General features: G+C 55.1%; 15 protein-coding genes and 2 pseudogenes. 6 read left to right on the plus strand and 11 right to left on the minus strand.

Annotation, left to right across the window (positions count from 1 at the left end; genetic code table 11):
- Positions 1-142: 142 nt before the first annotated feature.
- The 3 genes from K3T82_RS39755 to K3T82_RS50520 form a co-directional block, all read right to left on the minus strand.
- Positions 143-616: an MFS transporter gene (locus K3T82_RS39755; RefSeq protein WP_220199029.1), complete on the minus strand. Its 474-nt coding sequence runs from the start codon at positions 614-616 to the stop codon at positions 143-145.
- Entirely contained in the window at positions 541-1,503 is a 963-nt protein-coding gene (locus K3T82_RS39760; protein ID WP_220199030.1) for an MFS transporter, read from the minus strand. Before K3T82_RS39760 ends, K3T82_RS39755 begins: the two co-directional genes overlap by 76 nt.
- A gap of 487 nt (positions 1,504-1,990) precedes the next feature.
- A complete protein-coding gene (locus K3T82_RS50520) occupies positions 1,991-2,212 on the minus strand; it encodes a zinc ribbon domain-containing protein (protein ID WP_420799396.1) in 222 nt (73 codons plus the stop codon).
- A 43-nt stretch (positions 2,213-2,255) separates the two neighbouring features.
- On the opposite strand from K3T82_RS50520, the gene K3T82_RS39770 reads away from it, so the two are divergent.
- A complete protein-coding gene (locus K3T82_RS39770) occupies positions 2,256-3,545 on the plus strand; it encodes an MDR family MFS transporter (protein WP_220199032.1) in 1,290 nt (429 codons plus the stop codon).
- Between the two features lie 369 nt (positions 3,546-3,914).
- Here the strand turns inward: K3T82_RS39770 and K3T82_RS39775 are convergent, their stop codons facing one another.
- Complete coding sequence (locus K3T82_RS39775) at positions 3,915-4,496, minus strand: TetR/AcrR family transcriptional regulator (RefSeq protein ID WP_220199033.1); 582 nt, start codon at positions 4,494-4,496, stop codon at positions 3,915-3,917.
- A 181-nt stretch (positions 4,497-4,677) separates the two neighbouring features.
- On the opposite strand from K3T82_RS39775, the gene K3T82_RS39780 reads away from it, so the two are divergent.
- The 3 genes from K3T82_RS39780 (at position 4,678) to K3T82_RS48535 (ending at position 6,252) form a co-directional block, all read left to right on the plus strand.
- Positions 4,678-5,274, plus strand: a complete 597-nt coding sequence (locus K3T82_RS39780; RefSeq protein WP_220199034.1) for a class I SAM-dependent methyltransferase — start codon at positions 4,678-4,680, stop codon at positions 5,272-5,274.
- A gap of 298 nt (positions 5,275-5,572) precedes the next feature.
- Complete coding sequence (locus tag K3T82_RS48530) at positions 5,573-5,812, plus strand: hypothetical protein (RefSeq protein ID WP_236031850.1); 240 nt, start codon at positions 5,573-5,575, stop codon at positions 5,810-5,812.
- A complete protein-coding gene (locus K3T82_RS48535) occupies positions 5,788-6,252 on the plus strand; it encodes a DUF998 domain-containing protein (protein ID WP_236031849.1) in 465 nt (154 codons plus the stop codon). The genes K3T82_RS48530 and K3T82_RS48535 overlap by 25 nt, the downstream gene beginning before the upstream one ends.
- Positions 6,253-6,853: 601 nt before the next feature.
- Here K3T82_RS48535 and K3T82_RS49450 read toward each other — a convergent pair.
- The 4 genes and pseudogenes from K3T82_RS49450 to K3T82_RS39805 all read right to left on the minus strand — a co-directional run.
- Positions 6,854-7,096, minus strand: a pseudogene (locus K3T82_RS49450) (helix-turn-helix domain-containing protein); the annotation flags it as partial.
- Between the two features lie 361 nt (positions 7,097-7,457).
- Positions 7,458-7,685 (minus strand): hypothetical protein, encoded by a 228-nt coding sequence (locus tag K3T82_RS39795; protein WP_220199036.1) that lies wholly within the window; start codon positions 7,683-7,685, stop codon positions 7,458-7,460.
- Positions 7,686-8,923: 1,238 nt separating this feature from the next.
- On the minus strand, positions 8,924-9,673 hold the full coding sequence (locus K3T82_RS39800) for a hypothetical protein (RefSeq protein ID WP_220199037.1): 750 nt from the start codon (positions 9,671-9,673) through the stop codon (positions 8,924-8,926).
- Positions 9,674-10,106: 433 nt separating this feature from the next.
- Entirely contained in the window at positions 10,107-10,421 is a 315-nt protein-coding gene (locus tag K3T82_RS39805) for a PadR family transcriptional regulator (protein WP_220199038.1), read from the minus strand.
- A gap of 736 nt (positions 10,422-11,157) precedes the next feature.
- Between K3T82_RS39805 and K3T82_RS50525 the strand changes: the two are divergent.
- Positions 11,158-11,601, plus strand: a pseudogene (locus K3T82_RS50525) (zinc ribbon domain-containing protein); the annotation flags it as partial.
- On the opposite strand, the gene K3T82_RS39820 reads toward K3T82_RS50525, so the two are convergent.
- Both K3T82_RS39820 and K3T82_RS39825 read right to left on the minus strand, forming a co-directional pair.
- Positions 11,555-12,292: an SDR family NAD(P)-dependent oxidoreductase gene (locus K3T82_RS39820; protein WP_220199041.1), complete on the minus strand. Its 738-nt coding sequence runs from the start codon at positions 12,290-12,292 to the stop codon at positions 11,555-11,557. The pseudogene K3T82_RS50525 and the gene K3T82_RS39820 sit on opposite strands and share 47 nt — an antisense overlap.
- A 720-nt stretch (positions 12,293-13,012) precedes the next feature.
- Positions 13,013-13,237 (minus strand): hypothetical protein, encoded by a 225-nt coding sequence (locus K3T82_RS39825; protein ID WP_220199042.1) that lies wholly within the window; start codon positions 13,235-13,237, stop codon positions 13,013-13,015.
- 505 nt (positions 13,238-13,742) lie between these two features.
- Between K3T82_RS39825 and K3T82_RS39830 the strand changes: the two genes are divergently transcribed.
- Positions 13,743-14,765: an NAD(P)H-dependent flavin oxidoreductase gene (locus K3T82_RS39830; protein WP_220199043.1), complete on the plus strand. Its 1,023-nt coding sequence runs from the start codon at positions 13,743-13,745 to the stop codon at positions 14,763-14,765.
- Positions 14,766-14,919: 154 nt separating this feature from the next.
- Here the strand turns inward: K3T82_RS39830 and K3T82_RS39835 are convergent, their stop codons facing one another.
- Positions 14,920-15,762, minus strand: a complete 843-nt coding sequence (locus tag K3T82_RS39835) for an MBL fold metallo-hydrolase (protein ID WP_220199044.1) — start codon at positions 15,760-15,762, stop codon at positions 14,920-14,922.
- Positions 15,763-15,953: the final 191 nt, after the last annotated feature.

Raw genomic sequence — 15,953 nt, forward strand, 5'->3', positions numbered from 1 at the left:
ATTTCCTCCCATCTGAGTCGGAATGTCGAGGAGCGTCCGTGGAAACGTCCCTCACCCCGCGCCGATTTTCTCAAGTTGGCTGGGGTGAGGGGATATCGTGGGTCTGGCGCTTTTGTGTTACAAGATCTCCTGCCAAGATGCTTCACTCTGTGCCTGGGTGGTGATCTGCCTTCCTGTGCCTCTGAGTACGCTCGTGAAGTGTTCTGAACTGGCAAGAGGCGTGCAGTCCTGCCACAAAGATGAGAACTCCAGCCCCGATATGAAGCAGGTTGATCGCGTTCAGTTCACCTGTGGGCAGATGGACGACGATCCCTTGCAGCAGCGTACTACCCACAAACCCGCTGAGGAACGTGGCGAGCAATGATGAGAGGGTCGTGACGGTTCCCAAGGTGGAGAAGACGCGGCCCACCATCTGCTCTGGCGTGGCAAAGAGGACCAGGGGTCCAACCAGCACCTCTGCCTGCATCGTGGCAATACCAATGAGCGTGAAACCCACCAGGTCAATGATCGCCTGATTCGGGACGGTTGAGACAACGATCATCACCCCAGCGAAGAGAAGCGCGCGAGCATAGACGCTGGTTGCTCCAAATTTTCCCGCCGCACGATCAACGAGCAAGGTTCCCAGGATGCCCCAATGGCTGGTACAGCGCTGAAGAGGCCAAACAGGCTCACGGGCACATGAATATTCTGGGTGATGTAGAAGAAGGCCAGGACGCTCACAATGCCCCATCCAAAGGCAAACAGGCTCTCGGTAAGCAGAAGCGTGCGGAGCTGGAGCTGGCCCCCGATGAAGCGCAACCCCTCGCGCAGTTCCGTCAGGACGCGCCGCAGTGATGTGGGGTGGGCTGACGCGCGCCTTTCTGCCGCAGCAGAGACGCGCATGCGCCCGACCAACACCCAGGAACAGGCAAACGAGGCAGCATTCAAGGCAATCGCCCACCCGGCTCCCAATGAGACGTAGCAGATGCCGGCACAGGTAGACCCGATAGCCCAGCTGAACACGCCAGCCCCGACGGTCAGCGCCGAAGCGCGGGTCAGCCGCTCCTCTGGGACCACCTCTTTGAGGATCGCCTTGGCTGCCGGAGTGAAGAACTGACTCAGACCACTAACGGCTGCCACCACAAGATACATGATGGTGAGCCTAAGAGCGAGTGGCAGCGGGAGCGGGAGACTTATCGGCAAAAGGGAGCACACCAGCACCGCCCGCAGTGCATCCATAATGCGCATCGTCCGTTGTTTGGGCCAGCGGTCCACGAACACGCCAGCGAATGGGCCAATCAGGAGGGCCGGGAGTGCGGCTGCCAGCACCACGCCGCTGACAGCAAGGGGAGCCGCGCTCTGGTTCTCGAGCAGCGTCCCGACCCATAAGATGAGCATCATCGTGAACAGCACATCGCCAATCAGCGAGATCGTCCCACCAAGCCACAACAAGGTGTAGTTGCGATTGATGAGCAGTGCGCGCTTTGGGAAGGTGCGCAGGCGTTTGGAAAAGTGGGGAAACATAGAAATCCTTTCACACGCGACATCCGCGTTGAGATGCGAAATTGGTTCAAGCGTATCTCAAGAGGGGTGCGGTGCGAAAAAGAGGGGAGAGATCTCAATGGGGAGAGCTTGCCTCTCTGCTTACTCCTCGATTCGCGCCGCATGCGGCGCGAACACACCGGTAGAGTGAGCAAGGGTGTGTATAGAGTAGGTTAGGGAGAGGTGAAGTAGTTTCATCATGGCTGCATTACAATCCTTGTTGTTAGCTATTTGAAACGATGCTTGGAGCTTAACACAGGAGTTTCCCATCTGTCAAATGTCATTGCCCACATTGAAAACCTGCTTGCGCCGCAAAAGTGCTTGCACACAGGAGTCCCTTCAACAAGCGATTGCTGAAGCCAAAGAGACCATTACTTACTGCCCAGGATGCTTGTGGCTGGTTCACTCACTGTAGCTATCTCGATCGTCCTGGGGAACCCACTTTTCCTGAACCACAACACTTTGAATCTCAAGCCTTCTGAATCCACAGGCACGGACAGAAGAAGAGGCTTTGAGAACGACGCTTCTTGCGCGCCTGATGTCCACAACGCGAGCAGGTCTGGCAGGTGTGGCAAGGGTCTACCTTCACCACACTGATGCCCTTCACCTTCCTAATTCTTCTGGCGTGAGTAACCCGCCCTCTCAACCTTGACGGCCTATCCCTGGGGATTATACACTGAAGCTGTGCCATTTATTAATGTATTTGACCTGACTTATTTATGGAAGGACCTGCTGTGCAATCCCCTTTAAATCGTTGCATAAACTACTTTAAAAATCTTCAATTCTCGCGCCCTTTCTGGTTTCTGGTCGCTGGCTCCTTTATTAATCGTGCGGGAAATTTTGTTATGCCCTTCTTCGCGCTCTATCTGACCTCCGCGCGTCACTTCTCGATAAGCGAAGCGACGCTGGTGGTCTCGTTGATGGGCCTGGGTTCGCTGGCGGCAGGGGTGTGTGGAGGCATGATGGCTGATACCCTGGGCCGCCGTATGACCATGCTCATCAGCCTCTTTGCGTCCGCTGGCCTGATGCTGGCCCTGAGTTTCGCTACAAACCTGCCCCTGATTATTGCTTTCGCCATCTTCTACGAATTGTTTAGCGACCTGGCGCGACCCGCGACCTCGGCGGCGATCGCGGATATGACGCCGCGCGAAAAGCTGACGCAGGCCTATAGCTTGCGCTACTGGGCGAACAACATCGGGTCGGCTGTTGGTCCTGTTATCGCTGGTCTGCTGGCTCCTATCTCCTATTTTCTTCTTTTCCTGGGGGATGCGGTGACGACGCTCTGTTTCAGTATCATGATCTGGTTCGGCTTGCCGGAGACGCGCCTTCCACGTAAAGCGAAAGTCGGGGACGATCCAGAGGAACCTGAGCGCCTGCGCCACGCCCTGTCCGATCTCTGGCTCTGGGGATATGCCTTGCTGGGATTGCTCTTCGATGCGGTCTACTTCCAGCATGCCACCGCTATGCCGCTTGACATGCAGGCTCATGGGCTTAATCCCCTGGCTTATGGTACGGTAATGGCGCTCAATGCGGTGCTGGTGGTCGTGGTGAGCCTGCCCCTCACGGCCTTCTTCAATCGGCGCTCGCCCAATACCTCTATCGCCGTTGCCGCGCTCTGCCTGGGGCTTGGCATGAGCGTCTTTAGCTGGTGGCATTCCTATCTCGGTTATCTCATTGGCGTCCTGATCTGGACCCTCGGCGAAATCCTCTTCTACCCCGTCTCCAATGCCCTGATCGCGGAAATCGCGCCAAAGCACCTGCGTGGCACCTACCAGGGCATCTACCAAACGGTACGAGCCACGGCGCTTGTCATCGGGCCTGTGCTGGGTGGCTACGCGCTGCAACACCTGGGTTCGGTCATCTTCTGGCAGTGCTGCTTTGCCATCGGCCTCTTTGTCGCAGTAGGCTACTTCATCATGGGATTTGCGCGCCGTACACACAAGGCACACCTGGCCCTGAGCGCGCAACCGCTCCTCCCGGTAGAAGGACCCCTGGAAGAGGTGAGTGGCGGGCGGATGGATTAGCCGTAGTAGAGGAAAAAGTTCAGGAATATTTCCCAATCCGCTAGCATCATCGCCGCTAATGAAGCAACATATGAAGGCAGGTATCTCTAAAGATATCTGCCCTTCCTCTTTTTTTGCATCTCCCCTCTAAAGCACTATCCCTCTTGCGCAGAGAGGCTGGCGGCAGGTCTGACGATTGCAGCCTAAACTGGAGTTGGCGAACGAGTGATTGTTAGATAAACGTGATGCGCATCGCAAATAAAAGGTGGTGCTTCGGTCCTCCGTGAGTTACTTTTCCGCTTTCCCATGATCATCAATGATAGCTTGTAGCATTACAAAAGGCCTGAGACTCACCTAGAGGAGGGCTCAGGCGTGTTTGCCAAATTCTGCTCACTTTTCCTTGAGCATGGCCCACACGCCTGGCAGCGCCAGTTGTTGGAAAATGCTTTCCATCTGTTCTGGTGGGTAGGGCATAGAAGCCTCGATCCACCATTTGAGCAAGGTGAGCAAGGACCCGGCTAGGTACTCAGAGACCACTGGCAGAGGGATCGGCGGCGAACGTCTTTCTGCATAGAGGGTGGAGAGGGCCGATTCAATCGCTCGGCAGAGTGCTGCCTGCAAGGATTCCCACAAGGGCTCGCCCGCACGGCTTCGCATCAGTGCCAGAAACTGTCGATTCTGAGAGTGGTATACATGCTCAAACAGCTCCAGGCTGGGCACGACCCGTTGCCTTGCTGTTGCATGGGTAATCGGGTGAGTGAGCCGCTCCAGCTCCTGTTCTATGATAGTGTTGAGAACATCCTCTTTATCGAAATAATGGGCATAGAAGGTGGTACGACCAATGTCTGCCCGATCCAAAATATCCTGCACCAGAATCTCATCGTAGGGTTTTTCAACCATGAGTTCTGCAAAGGCAGAACTCACCAGGCGATACGTGCGTTGGGAACGACGATCGGCTTTCTGCTGTTTCACGGATGTCACCTCTTTCCTTGACGAACAATCATGGCTGGCTGTTCGGTAGAGAACGGTTTCCCTCCTTTGTACTTGCTGGGGAGAACCCTACCTTGTAATCTCTCTAGAGAATAGCATATTTGGTAGCAAACATGCTGTTCCTCAAATTTGAACAGAGAAGTAGAAAGAAGAAAAATAGAACATGAAAAGCAAGCACCATACACTTGATGTTGAACTCTTCGAGCGCTGGGGATCGACGTACGAACGTTCCTGGATGCAGCAACGCCTGTTTGATCCGGTTCACTCTGCCGTATTACATCAAGCCGCCAGTCGCTTCAAACCGGCGAGTGTGCTGGATATTGGCTGTGGGAGCGGGAGACTCTTGCGGAAAGTGCATGACTCTTGGCCGGAGGCACACCTTTTGGGGGTCGATCCAGCGCACAAAATGCTGGAAGTCGCACGCCAGCTCACACCAGAGGCGCGCTTCTCCATGGGTGCCGGTGAGGCATTACCACTGGATGACGCATCGGTCGATCTAGCGCTCTCGACCATCTCTTTTCATCACTGGCGGGATCAGGCTGCCGGCCTACGTGAGGTTGCCCGAGTGTTGAGACCTGGTGGCTCCTTTCTTCTCGCTGATTTCAGTTTATCCACCTGGCTTGCATGGCTGATTCCACGTGTGCATAGTGCAACGCAGATGCGTGTGCTTTTTGAACAGGCGGGTCTGGATGTAGAGGCGCAGCCAGGCCCTGTTGCGCGCTTTGTGCGTATCACCATCGGGACGCGTGCAAGCAGATGATTGACGCCGATTTCTTCCATGACTCTTTGGCACTGCAAGTGGTTGGTAGAGGAGTGCTGGTCGTGGGCTGTTTGTTGTCTGGATTTTCGGAAATGCTTGATGTATGTTGCGCCTTTTCACACACAGCGTGGACGTGCATGGAACAAACGTGTGATTACGTCTTGTGCTCACCTCTCTCGGAAGTTGGTCTGGCTTTCCCCTGATCGCGACTTTCACAGGAGGAGCCTGTTCACCAAAGCAATTATGAAAGGAACACACGATCATGATTCCCTCATCTTACGTCAAAGGAGAAAAACACATGGAAACCTCAGCACAAAGTACTGGAGAGCAGTCAGCGGCGATGAGACTGCTGCTGGCTTGCGGTGTCATTGCTCCGTTGCTCAACAGTGTTGTCATTCTCATCCTTGGGGCCATACGCCCTGGCTACAACGCCTGGATAGTTCCCGACAGCAACCTCGAACTGGGGATGGTGGGTGGATCCAAAGTACCAACTACATCTTCACTGGAGCGCTCCTGCTCGCTTTTGCCATCGGGATGAGGTTGCTCCTGCGTACAGGACGTGGTTCCACCTGGGGACCCATCCTGCTCGGCATCTATGGTCTCACCTTCATCGTCACCGGACCTATTCTTCCCGACCCGGCGCTAGGTTACCCACCAGGAGCGTCGAGCGCGCTAACCATTCACGGAGCCATTCATATCCTCTTTGGTCTGCTTCAGTTCACTTCGCTGATTGCGGCTTGCTTCGTGCTGGCACGGCGTGATGCGGCGCTCGAAAGGCGAGGCTGGTCCTGGTATTCGGTTGCTACTGGTCTGCTGGTCGCTGCCTCTTATGTTGCCTTCGTCCTCACCGCCAAATTGTTAGACGGGGGACCAACAGGACTCATTGAACGGATTGGTATCATTGGCGGCGGCATTTGGATCGCTCTGCTGGCGATCCGCCTGATGAGCAGATCTTTCCCACGCGTGTTTATCGAATAGATGCGTCTGTTAGAACTCAGCGAGAGGTTATCGCGTGCGGCATACCTGGGGTTGGCGAAGGTCTGTCCGTCGGAGGTGACGACCATCGTTGTGAGGCCGAGATCAAGACCGATGTGCGTCTCTTTCTTGGGCAACGGATCCAGATCTTCCTCGACCAGCACCACCACAAAATAGCGGCCCGTTTGATCTCTGGAGACCGTCACGCTGGAGGGGTCTGCCCCATCTGGAAGCGGGCGTGACCAGCGGATCTGAAGAGGTGCGTCCACCTTGGCCAGTCGGAGGGCTCCATCCTGGTAGGAAAAGGCTGTGTGGGTATCGGTGGCTGATTGCGGTCCGTGTCGCTTTTTGAAGGTGGGGAGAGCGGTGCGCCCTTCGAAGAAGTTGGTATAGGCTCGTATGAGATGTCGCACGCTCTGTTGCAGTGGGCCACAGGACACCTCGGAGAGAAAGGCGGTAGGTTCCTGGTGTCGGAGCACAGTTATCTGTGCGTCCAACACCTTATAGGGGTGATCCTAGCTTCTTGAACTATGAACATTTCTTGCCATTTGTAGACATTTAAGGCCCTTGACTCATCTGCTATACTTATTGCAAGTACGGCGAGTTACGTCGGAATGTACGCCTGTGGAGATCCTGTAAGACCTGGGAAACCAGGCAGGTTGTTCGTTGAAGCAGGAACCGAACACCAGATATGGCTTGTCCTTATTTGGGTCAGTTTCGGATAACGGCAAACTCCCCCAGACTGTTGATAGGTTTGTTGGCGCAACGCAAGTGCCCAGTTGTAGACATATCGACAGCAGCCAAAGGTGCGGGCGAGTTGCTGTTTCTGTTCGTTCGTAGGGTAGCAACGATACTGATAGGGTGCGTTTGACCGTGCTCATAGAATGTTCTTCTTTTGCAAGAGGAAGAAATCGGAACTATCCCCACCCTCCAACCCCAAAGGAGCGCCGCCTTCCTCCCCATGAGTGAAAAACAGGGGCCTCCGGCGGCGGAGTGTGGTGAAGCTTGGAACAAAGGCCTCGGAGGCGCGGAGGCACTGCCTGCCATCGGAGCCACCACGCCTTCCGCTGGCAGGCAGTGCCTCCGCGCTCCTACGCCTGTTGCTAACTCTGCAGTTTTTAGGAGCTGTCGGGCTCTCGCGTACGTTCGATCTGCGTGGGATACAGCGGATGTACTGGCCCTGTTCACCGGACGCATCAAGCCTATGGCTATCGCTCCACCGAGCCTTTTTGTCGCAGTTGGCCTCCGTCGATAGTGCGTAGCGCGTAGCCTTGGCGTGCTGGATCACGCACCTCCGGCATGCCCCAGTAGAAGAAATGGGAGAAGCCGAACTGTGAACGGACCAGCCAGGCATCGTCGCATCTACCTGATGGATGCCGACACTCGTTCATTATCAGTTCGGCGTGTTGCATTCTTGCCGCGTAGAAGAAGGCCAAAATACCGTGAATCCCTGATCATCCTTTCTGAACTGGTTCCCATTTTCGACGCCCTCAATACGGCGGAAATGGGGTGTACATATAACCTTGCCATTGATGCCACAATGTATGCAATGCCCATTATTGCCTCTTTTTCATGTATATTCCCTCCTGTTCAGCTGTTGTTGCAGAGCACTCCCATGGAGTGCAACTATCAGGTTCATGCCTCGACAGTTGCGCTCCATGGGAGTGCTCAATGCACGATGCGTCGACCTACACTGGTGAGGCGTGGCCGTACCTGGATGGTGCGAGCCTCATGCTCACCATGCGTCACTCGCGTGGTGAGCATATATGCCGTGTGGCGTGACTGTTTAGATGGCAAAAGCTCCAGTCTCACCACATGCAGACACGAGGTCTTGTAGGCACTTCGCCTGGCTTTGCAGGCAACGTCATACGCACAACAACTGAACCGACTACCGATTGGTGTCGGGCGTGCATGGCTCTACCCATGTCCTTGTGGAAAGGAAGGAATCATCATGGGACGTGCGCATCGAAAAAGCCTGATCAAAGAAGCTCTGGAACGTTTTGACTGTCTGATGGCAATTGGAGAGAGTCGGGGAGAGGCCAAAGCGCGCTGCAGTTTCTCAACTGGGTACGTATACGCTATCATCTCAGTCACTTACAGGACATCGATCGGCGTACAAAGGAATTGGCGTGTGCCTACCTGCGCGAACGTGTCGAAAAGGGCTATAGCCCATGGACACTTGCCACAGAAGGAAGCTACTCTGTAGGAAGAGTTTCATCAGCGGATCTTTTTCTGTCGTTGTGTCTGGTGTATCCGAAAGGAGCGTTCATGCCCAAACAACGGTATCAACGCCGGGAACCAGCCCATGATTGGCAGCACATTCGCCCTTTGCTCAAAGATTCGGCTCAGATCACGTATGATCGATAGAGGCTGTTTGTCTCGCTTGTAAACGTTGAGATGAAAAGGCTGGAATCTTGGTGATTGTTCTGTGGATGATTTGTTCTCTTCATCCTCATTTCATCAATGCTCTTGACGCATGAGAGCACCATCTCTCAACAGAAGCAAGGACTCAATTCCATCAGCTTCATCTCAACACGTACACAACATCTCCATCAGCCTCTAGTGACATTTTACATGAAACTCAGCATCAGTTACGTGGCGCATCGCACTTTTTCATCATCTTGTCTAAATATGCTGCACAAGTTCTGGATGTTGCTGTTCCCAGCACAAGGCGTTAGCTCACGGTCTGACCAGTACTGGCCTGGGTGGTGGTAACTCCAGCGTCGTCTCGGCTGCCCCAAATGAGCGCAATAATAGCAACCGTCGTGGCAATCGCCATCAGTGCCAGAATCAGAATCCAGGAAACCGTCGTATTGCTCGCGAGAAGGCCGTTGTCTTCGGTGAAAAGCTGCGGATCAGCCGCCCTGGTCGCGAGCCCCCAAACAAAGGTTGCCCCCACCATTACCACCATCGCCAGGGTGGTGATGAGTGCAGGAATGCGAGCAAAGCGGAAGAACGTTTCGCTGATGGGGCTGCGGATGACCGCGATGGAGATCGCTGTAGCGCTGGCAATGGTCGCCAGTCCAAACCCTCCGACGAAGACCCCACCAACCACCAGACGCAGCAGGAGCGGCTTCGACACAAAGTCCCCAGGTGTGAGGGAGACGGTGAGAGCGCCAGCGCCAATCCAGAGAATCAGGGAGAGAGGCGGCACGGCAAAAAGGGCCAGCCGGCGCCAGCGTTTTGTCGCAAGAGCAGAGCGTGCTGCGGCAAAGACGAGAGGCACACCAGCAAGAAGCACCGCCAGGAGTGCAGTGAACGCACCTACACCGAGCGTCCAATAGGAGCCACTTACCTGAGGGTTGTGCCGCAGAAGATTCGTGAAGTCATCGTATTCAACCATTTTCCCAAGGGCTAGCCCGGCGCAGACCGCGCCAATGTAGGCGCAAAAGACGATGATCGTTGTGGTACGCAGTCGGTTCATAAAAGGTATCCTCCTTCCAGGAATACGCTCAACATGAAGGGAAAGCAGTTATTGACGGTCTATTCGCTCGACATGCTTCTTTCCCCTCACCCGTTTCTTGAAGATCATCCGTGGTATGATTGTCTTTGCTCTCCCTTATTCCTTCACATCGCGTTTCCAGGTCGGTACAAGGGTAGCGATGACGAAAACGAGTGTATAGCCGAAGATGACCCAGAGCGCATGTGCGCTTTCGACGGGGACCAGCGGAATTCGTTCAGACAGAGGCAGAGATGTTGTCCCAAGGGACGGATGAAGATGAGCATCAAGAGCCCTCGAATGACATCGATTCCCTCAAATGCAGGAAAAGGATGAGATGCCAAGACGACGAGAAACTCTTCTTCATAGCGAACTCGCCAGGCCCGTGGATACAGATGAAGCAGCAGCTTGTAGATGGTCATTGCGTTGCCAATCTCCGCAAGCCAAGCGCGGCAAAGGTCTCCATATTGGTGAGTTGTTCGCGTAGGAAGGCTACTCTAGCCGTTGTCAAACGATAGGGACGCCGTCCGCGTTCCTCCGAGGGAAGCACCTCAATCAAGCCAGACTCCTCTAGTCGCGCAATAGCTCCATACAACGTTCCGGTTCCTAGTCGGACACGAGCCATGGTTTCGATATCTTCCATGATGGCGTAGCCATGCTTTTTCCTTCCAGCCATGCTGGCTAAAATCAGAATGGATGGATCCGAAAAGCGCCCAAGGTCGGGCATTCCCATATCGTGTTCCTCCTCATAACAGTACGTCTTACGACATGTCACTTATTGACATGTCGTAAGACGTACTGTACAGGAAAGGGGACGGCGTGTCAATGTCCTCAAGTGCGCAACAATCGTGTTCTGTGTGCTTCCTCGAGAAGACACGAGTGTCACAGCGTGTTAAAACTCGTTTTTCAAAATGATGACATTTGATCGGGTAAAAATAGGAGCAAAAACGCATCCCAAGAGTTCGAGACATTTTTGGCCCCTTTCCTGGACCTGGAAGTCCAAGAGAGACGCCTCCTACCACAAGAGCGTTGCTAGAGATCAGAACCAGGGAAAACCCATTCCCATCTTCAAACCTGTTCGCTGCCCTTGCTCTCTAGCATGTGCGATCCGGCACAACGTTCATACCTACTCGCTCAACTGGGAGACTCAGACGGTTCGTCTCTCCACCACGCAAGGCAGGATGAGCCTCTCCTTTACCATTCCTCACTTCAGCGAGCGCTACCATGTGTGCCAAGCGGCCACCGCAGACCTGGTGTCCCGCAACGGGACGTGGTGGTTGCATGTGGTGGCGAGTGTCTCTGAGCCCGTGGTTGAGCGCCATCAGGACGTGATCGGGGTGGACCTGGGACTCATCCGTCCTGCAGTCACCTCCACCCAGCAGTTTCTTGGCACCCGTCACTAGAAAGAGGTTGAGCGTCGCCGGTTTCGTCTCCGTTGTAGGCTTCAGTCCAAAGGAACAAAAAGTGCGAAACGACATCTTTTTAAGATGTCTGGTCGCGCGTTGCGATTCCGCAGGGACTGCGATCATGTGCTCTCCAAACGCATCGTGCAGAGCACGACCCCAGGAGCAACGATTGTCCTTGAGAATTTGACCAATCTTCGAGAAGGCGTTCAACATCGCAAAGGCGAAGGGCAACGCAAACTGCATTCCTGGTCCTTTGCGCAGGTGTACGGCTTCATTGCCTACAAAGCGCAGGAGCGTGGGATCGTGGTCGCGCGTGTCGATCCGCGTCATACCTCGCAAACCTGCTCGCGCTGTGGGCATCAAGCGCGAAACAATCGGCGTTCGCAAGCGGTGTTTCACTGTCGCTGCTGTGGGTATCACCTCAATGCCGATCAAGATTTACACCTGCGTTCTTCATGGCCTACACTTGTGCAAAACCGCCATCCACAAACAATTCTGCTCCCGTGATGTAACTACTGTCATCGGATGCGAGAAACACCACGGCCTTGGCGATTTCATTGGCTGTTCCAGGTCTGCCGAGCGGAACACGCTCGGACCATCTTTTTAAGCCTTGCTCATCCGTTGCTCTGGTATGCCACCAGGGCGTGTCGATAGGCCCTGGGCTCACTGCGTTCACGCGAATGTGCCGATCCTTTAAGTCCGTTGTCCATGTCCTCGCAAACGAACGCACGGCGGCTTTTGTGGCAGCATACACGCTGTGCTCTTCCAACCCCACACTGGCGACGACGGACGCATTCAGGATGATAGAGGCGCCATCCGGCATCAGCGGAAGTGCCTTCTGAACCGTGAAAAGCACCCCTTTCACATTGATGGTGAAAAGCGTGTCATAGTGCTCCTCCGTTATCTTGCCCAAAGGGGCAAGGGGGGTGATGCCAGCATTCGCGAAGACGATATCGAGCTTGCCCTTCTCCCGCTGAATTTGTGCGAAGAGGCGATCAAGATCGCCAAGGTTCGACACGTCTGCTTGGACGCCGATTACATGGCTTCCGATTTCCTTTACTGTAGCGGCCAACGCCATATCGCGGCGCCCTGTGATAAAGACGTATGCACCTTCATGCACAAACTGCTCCGCCGTGGCCTTGCCAATACCGCTCGTGCCGCCTGTAATGAGGGCAATTTTTCCGTCAAGCTTGTTCATAGTGGTTTCCTCTCTTCACTGCCAGTTACTGGCAGTGAAGTCATGCGCCAGCACATATGTTAGGCACAGCCACTCATGATCTTGCCAGCCCCGATAAGTTTTCTGTTGTGACTGAGCAGCATGATCCCTTTTCTGTTGTAAATTTTGAGATGAAGCTGTTGGGATTTGGTGATTATTCTGTGGGTACGTTGCTCCCTCTATCCGCATTCCACCAGTTCCCTTACTGCTGCGAGTATCGCCTCGCAGCAAAAGAAAGGACGAGATTCCGTCAGCTTCATCTCAAGATTTACACGCGTAGGACAAGCAAAAACGTAACAACACCGCAGTGAATTGACAGAAATGATTGAGCCTGATCCGCATTTGAAGCGGCTGTGCTTGCAGTCATGAACCGAACTGCTCATATCGGTGGGCAACTGTTCATGTCGTAAGTCTTTTACCAGCTGTAAAAGACCCATGAGATACACCCATCGAAGTAAGACAGATCCTCTCGTGTCGCTCAGCGCTTCCGGTACGAATAATGGAGTGCAAAGGCGGTGTGAGTCTCATGCTCACTGTCCAGGTATCATCTCAGTCACTTACAGGACATCAATCGGCGTACAGAGGAACTGGCGTGTGCCTACCTGCGCGAACGTGTCGAAAAGGGCTATAGCCCATGGACACTTGCCACCGAACGAAGTGCGTTACGCCTCTTCTTCTCAACGCCAACACTGGCGCAACAGGTCACCCTGCCAGCGCGCCGGCGGGAGGCGATTCGCCGTTCACGCCAGTCCGAGCAGCGTGTGGCGTCATTCCAACCCGCCAACTGGCAGCCTTTTTACGTTTTTGGATGCCACGGGACTGCGGCGCAGAGAGGCGCGAGAGGTTCGGGTGTCGGATGTTATCATCCTGCCTGATTGAGGCATCCAGGTGTGGGTGTGGCGTGGAAAAGGAGGGAAAACGCGCCATGTCCCGGTCCTTGCTGTGAAAGAGAGCCAGATACAAGCAATAGTGCAGGGGCGCACTGGTGAGGAGCGGATCTTTCCCAGGTTGCCGTCACATCTGGATATCCACGCCCATCGTCGCCGTTATGCACAGGCACGCTACCAACAGCTCTCAGGGCGCCCCTTGCCTCCCGCCTCTGGCCGGTTGCCTGTGGGTTCCGTAGACCTTGAGGCGGTGTTGGCCGTCTCACGAGCGCTTGGGCATAACAGGAGAGGATGTGGTGCTCACGCACTACCTGAGATAACTTCTAGCTCTCTCAGTGAAGGCTGGTGCGGATTGTCAAAATGATTTTGCCATACGTTTTGCCTCAGCTACCGCTTGAAGGTGACCACGGCCCACCTTTGCGGAGAGCGTAAGCTCGAAAGAGAGCGTTTCACCAAGGCAGAGCCAGCATCATGCCAAAGAGGGAAGAATAACATAAGCGGTTGAGCCAAAGGAAGTAGGAAAATAACAAGAGAAGGAGCAAAAGATGTTACGGACACGCTTAACTGAAGCGTATGGACTTGAGGTTCCATGTATTGGTGCTGGAATGGGCTTTGTGGCGACACCTGAGCTGGTGGCCGCGGTTTCGAATGCAGGAGGCATGGGCACGCTTGGCGCAGCACTGGTCCCTCCTGATCGATTACGTGAACTCATTCGACAAACCCGATCCATGACCGCAAGACCATTCGGCGTGAACCTCATCACGCAGTTCACCGAGGAGGCGCAACTGGAGGTCTGTCTTGAGGAGTGGGTCCCGGTGATCAGCTTCTTCTGGAACGATCCTCCTGAGGCGTTCATCCGCCGCCTTCAAGCTGCAGGCGTGAAGGTATGGATGCAGGTCGGTTCGCTCCAGCAGGCACAAGAGGCGGTCCGTTGCGGCGTCGATGCGGTGGTCGTGCAGGGGACGGAAGCCGGGGGACACAATCGCAGCACTGGGGCGGTTCTCTCGCTTGTCCCTGCCGTCGTGGATGCCATCGCTCCCGTTCCCGTCATTGCGGCAGGAGGCATAGCGGATGGGCGAGGAGTGGTTGCGGCGCTCGCGCTGGGTGCAGAGGCGGTCTGGGTAGGGACACGTCTGGTGGCGAGCCGGGAAGCGTATGCACACGACGAGTACAAACGGCGGATCGTTGAGGCCCAAGCCTCCGATACTGTTCGCACGACTATCTTTGGTCCCGAGTGGCCTCATCAGTCGACGCGGGTCATTCGCAATCGTGTGGTCAATGAGTGGATCATGCGAGAGCAGGAGGTCGTCTATCCTCCCGAACCAATCGAGCTCATCGGGCAGACGATCCTTGCAGGCAAGCCTGTACCGCTTCCGAAGTTCTCTTCCCTTCCACCCACTCCCGATGCGACTGGCGACTTCGAGGAAATGGCTCTTATCGCTGGGGAGAGTGTCGGATTAATCAAGGAGATCAAACCCGCTGGTGAGATTGTGCATGAGATGATGGAAGAGGCAAGGCAGATCATTGAGCACAGGCTCATGGGTATCTTGAGTTCTTCCAGCGGATAGCTTGGTTGGATCTGTTTCACACATGGTGAGCTCATTCGCTACAAATGCATCGATAGATCGTTATGCAAGCCGGATGCCCCTAATGGGTCACGTACGGTTCTGAAGCCGAGCGGCAGGGGGACCCTGCCGTTTAGGCAACCCCTGCCGGCCATTGTCAGCCGGTGGCTCTGGAAAGGCCGAGTATCAGAAACTCCTGGCGGCCGACCCAGTCGGGATAGCGGCTCACCATGGCATCGAACAGCTCACGGTCAGGTAGGGTTGCCTCGCGTAGCTGTCCGTAGTATTCGAGGTAGCCGCGGGACTCGGCCAGGACCGAGGGCGGATTGCCGCAGGTTGGATCCTTGTGACCGGTGACGACGGCGGCAGGGTGAAGCTCGGCCAGCTTGTCAATGGCGCCAATCCATTCAGCCCGAATAGCGGCAGTCGTCGCGCTGACGTACATGTGGCAATGGTTATAGACAACATCGCCTGAGACGATCAGGCCCAGGTCCGGCACATACAGCGAGGTGGTGTCCACGGTGTCGGTGTGTCCGGTTTCAATCACTTGGAGGAGCCGCCACTCGAGTTCGAATGAGGTTACATTGAGTGGTTCGACCTGCACGGTCCTGTCGGCGATCTGACCGAGAAAACGCGCGAGGAAAGAGTTTTTCTGCTCTCCTCTGTGCATCTGCTTTATCGTTCCGGCGGTGGCTACCACACGCGCATGTGGGAAGTGATCGAGCAACACGGGCAGGCCAAGCCAGTGGTCGCAGTGGCCATGCGTGATGTAGATCGTGGTAAGCTGGCGATCGTGCAGCGCTACCCAATTGGCGAGCGCTGTAGCCTCGCGCATGGTCATGAGCGCGTCCACAAGAACAGCTTCGCGGGCACCGAAGATCAATGTCGATGTTGTGGGATCCCAGGCCGGCGTATCGCCGAACCGGGGCAGCGGAGCGGCGAACGGCTTTTCCGGCGAGACGAAGACATCGTAGCTCAACGGAGGTCGGCGAGTCGGCATATGAGCTCCTCTTTTCTCACATCCAATGGCAAGGGCCGTTGCAGTCCAGGAATTATCCGTGCCATTGGATATAGAGCCACCGTTCTCCGAAACTTACCCAAACATGGACGAGCCATATTTCGTGTTCGGTTCCTGCTTCAGTGCAGACAGCAAGCCTTTCGCTCGTCTAACACCTGCTCCACAGGCGTCAC

Source organism: Ktedonospora formicarum, assembly GCF_016587355.1.
GTDB classification, from domain to species: domain Bacteria; phylum Chloroflexota; class Ktedonobacteria; order Ktedonobacterales; family Ktedonobacteraceae; genus Ktedonobacter; species Ktedonobacter formicarum.

What these genes read in the sequence shown, in the direction of transcription:
- K3T82_RS39835 (WP_220199044.1), bottom strand. Translation starts at nt 15,762, where the DNA reads ATGCCGACTCGCCGACCTCCGTTGAGCTACGATGTCTTCGTCTCGCCG.
- K3T82_RS48530 (WP_236031850.1), top strand. Translation starts at nt 5,573, where the DNA reads ATGGAAACCTCAGCACAAAGTACTGGAGAGCAGTCAGCGGCGATGAGA.
- K3T82_RS39780 (WP_220199034.1), top strand. Translation starts at nt 4,678, where the DNA reads ATGAAAAGCAAGCACCATACACTTGATGTTGAACTCTTCGAGCGCTGG.
- K3T82_RS39805 (WP_220199038.1), bottom strand. Translation starts at nt 10,421, where the DNA reads ATGGGAATGCCCGACCTTGGGCGCTTTTCGGATCCATCCATTCTGATT.
- K3T82_RS39760 (WP_220199030.1), bottom strand. Translation starts at nt 1,503, where the DNA reads ATGTTTCCCCACTTTTCCAAACGCCTGCGCACCTTCCCAAAGCGCGCA.
- K3T82_RS39800 (WP_220199037.1), bottom strand. Translation starts at nt 9,673, where the DNA reads ATGAACCGACTGCGTACCACAACGATCATCGTCTTTTGCGCCTACATT.
- K3T82_RS39830 (WP_220199043.1), top strand. Translation starts at nt 13,743, where the DNA reads ATGTTACGGACACGCTTAACTGAAGCGTATGGACTTGAGGTTCCATGT.
- K3T82_RS50520 (WP_420799396.1), bottom strand. Translation starts at nt 2,212, where the DNA reads ATGGCACAGCTTCAGTGTATAATCCCCAGGGATAGGCCGTCAAGGTTG.
- K3T82_RS39820 (WP_220199041.1), bottom strand. Translation starts at nt 12,292, where the DNA reads ATGAACAAGCTTGACGGAAAAATTGCCCTCATTACAGGCGGCACGAGC.
- K3T82_RS39825 (WP_220199042.1), bottom strand. Translation starts at nt 13,237, where the DNA reads ATGGCGCGTTTTCCCTCCTTTTCCACGCCACACCCACACCTGGATGCC.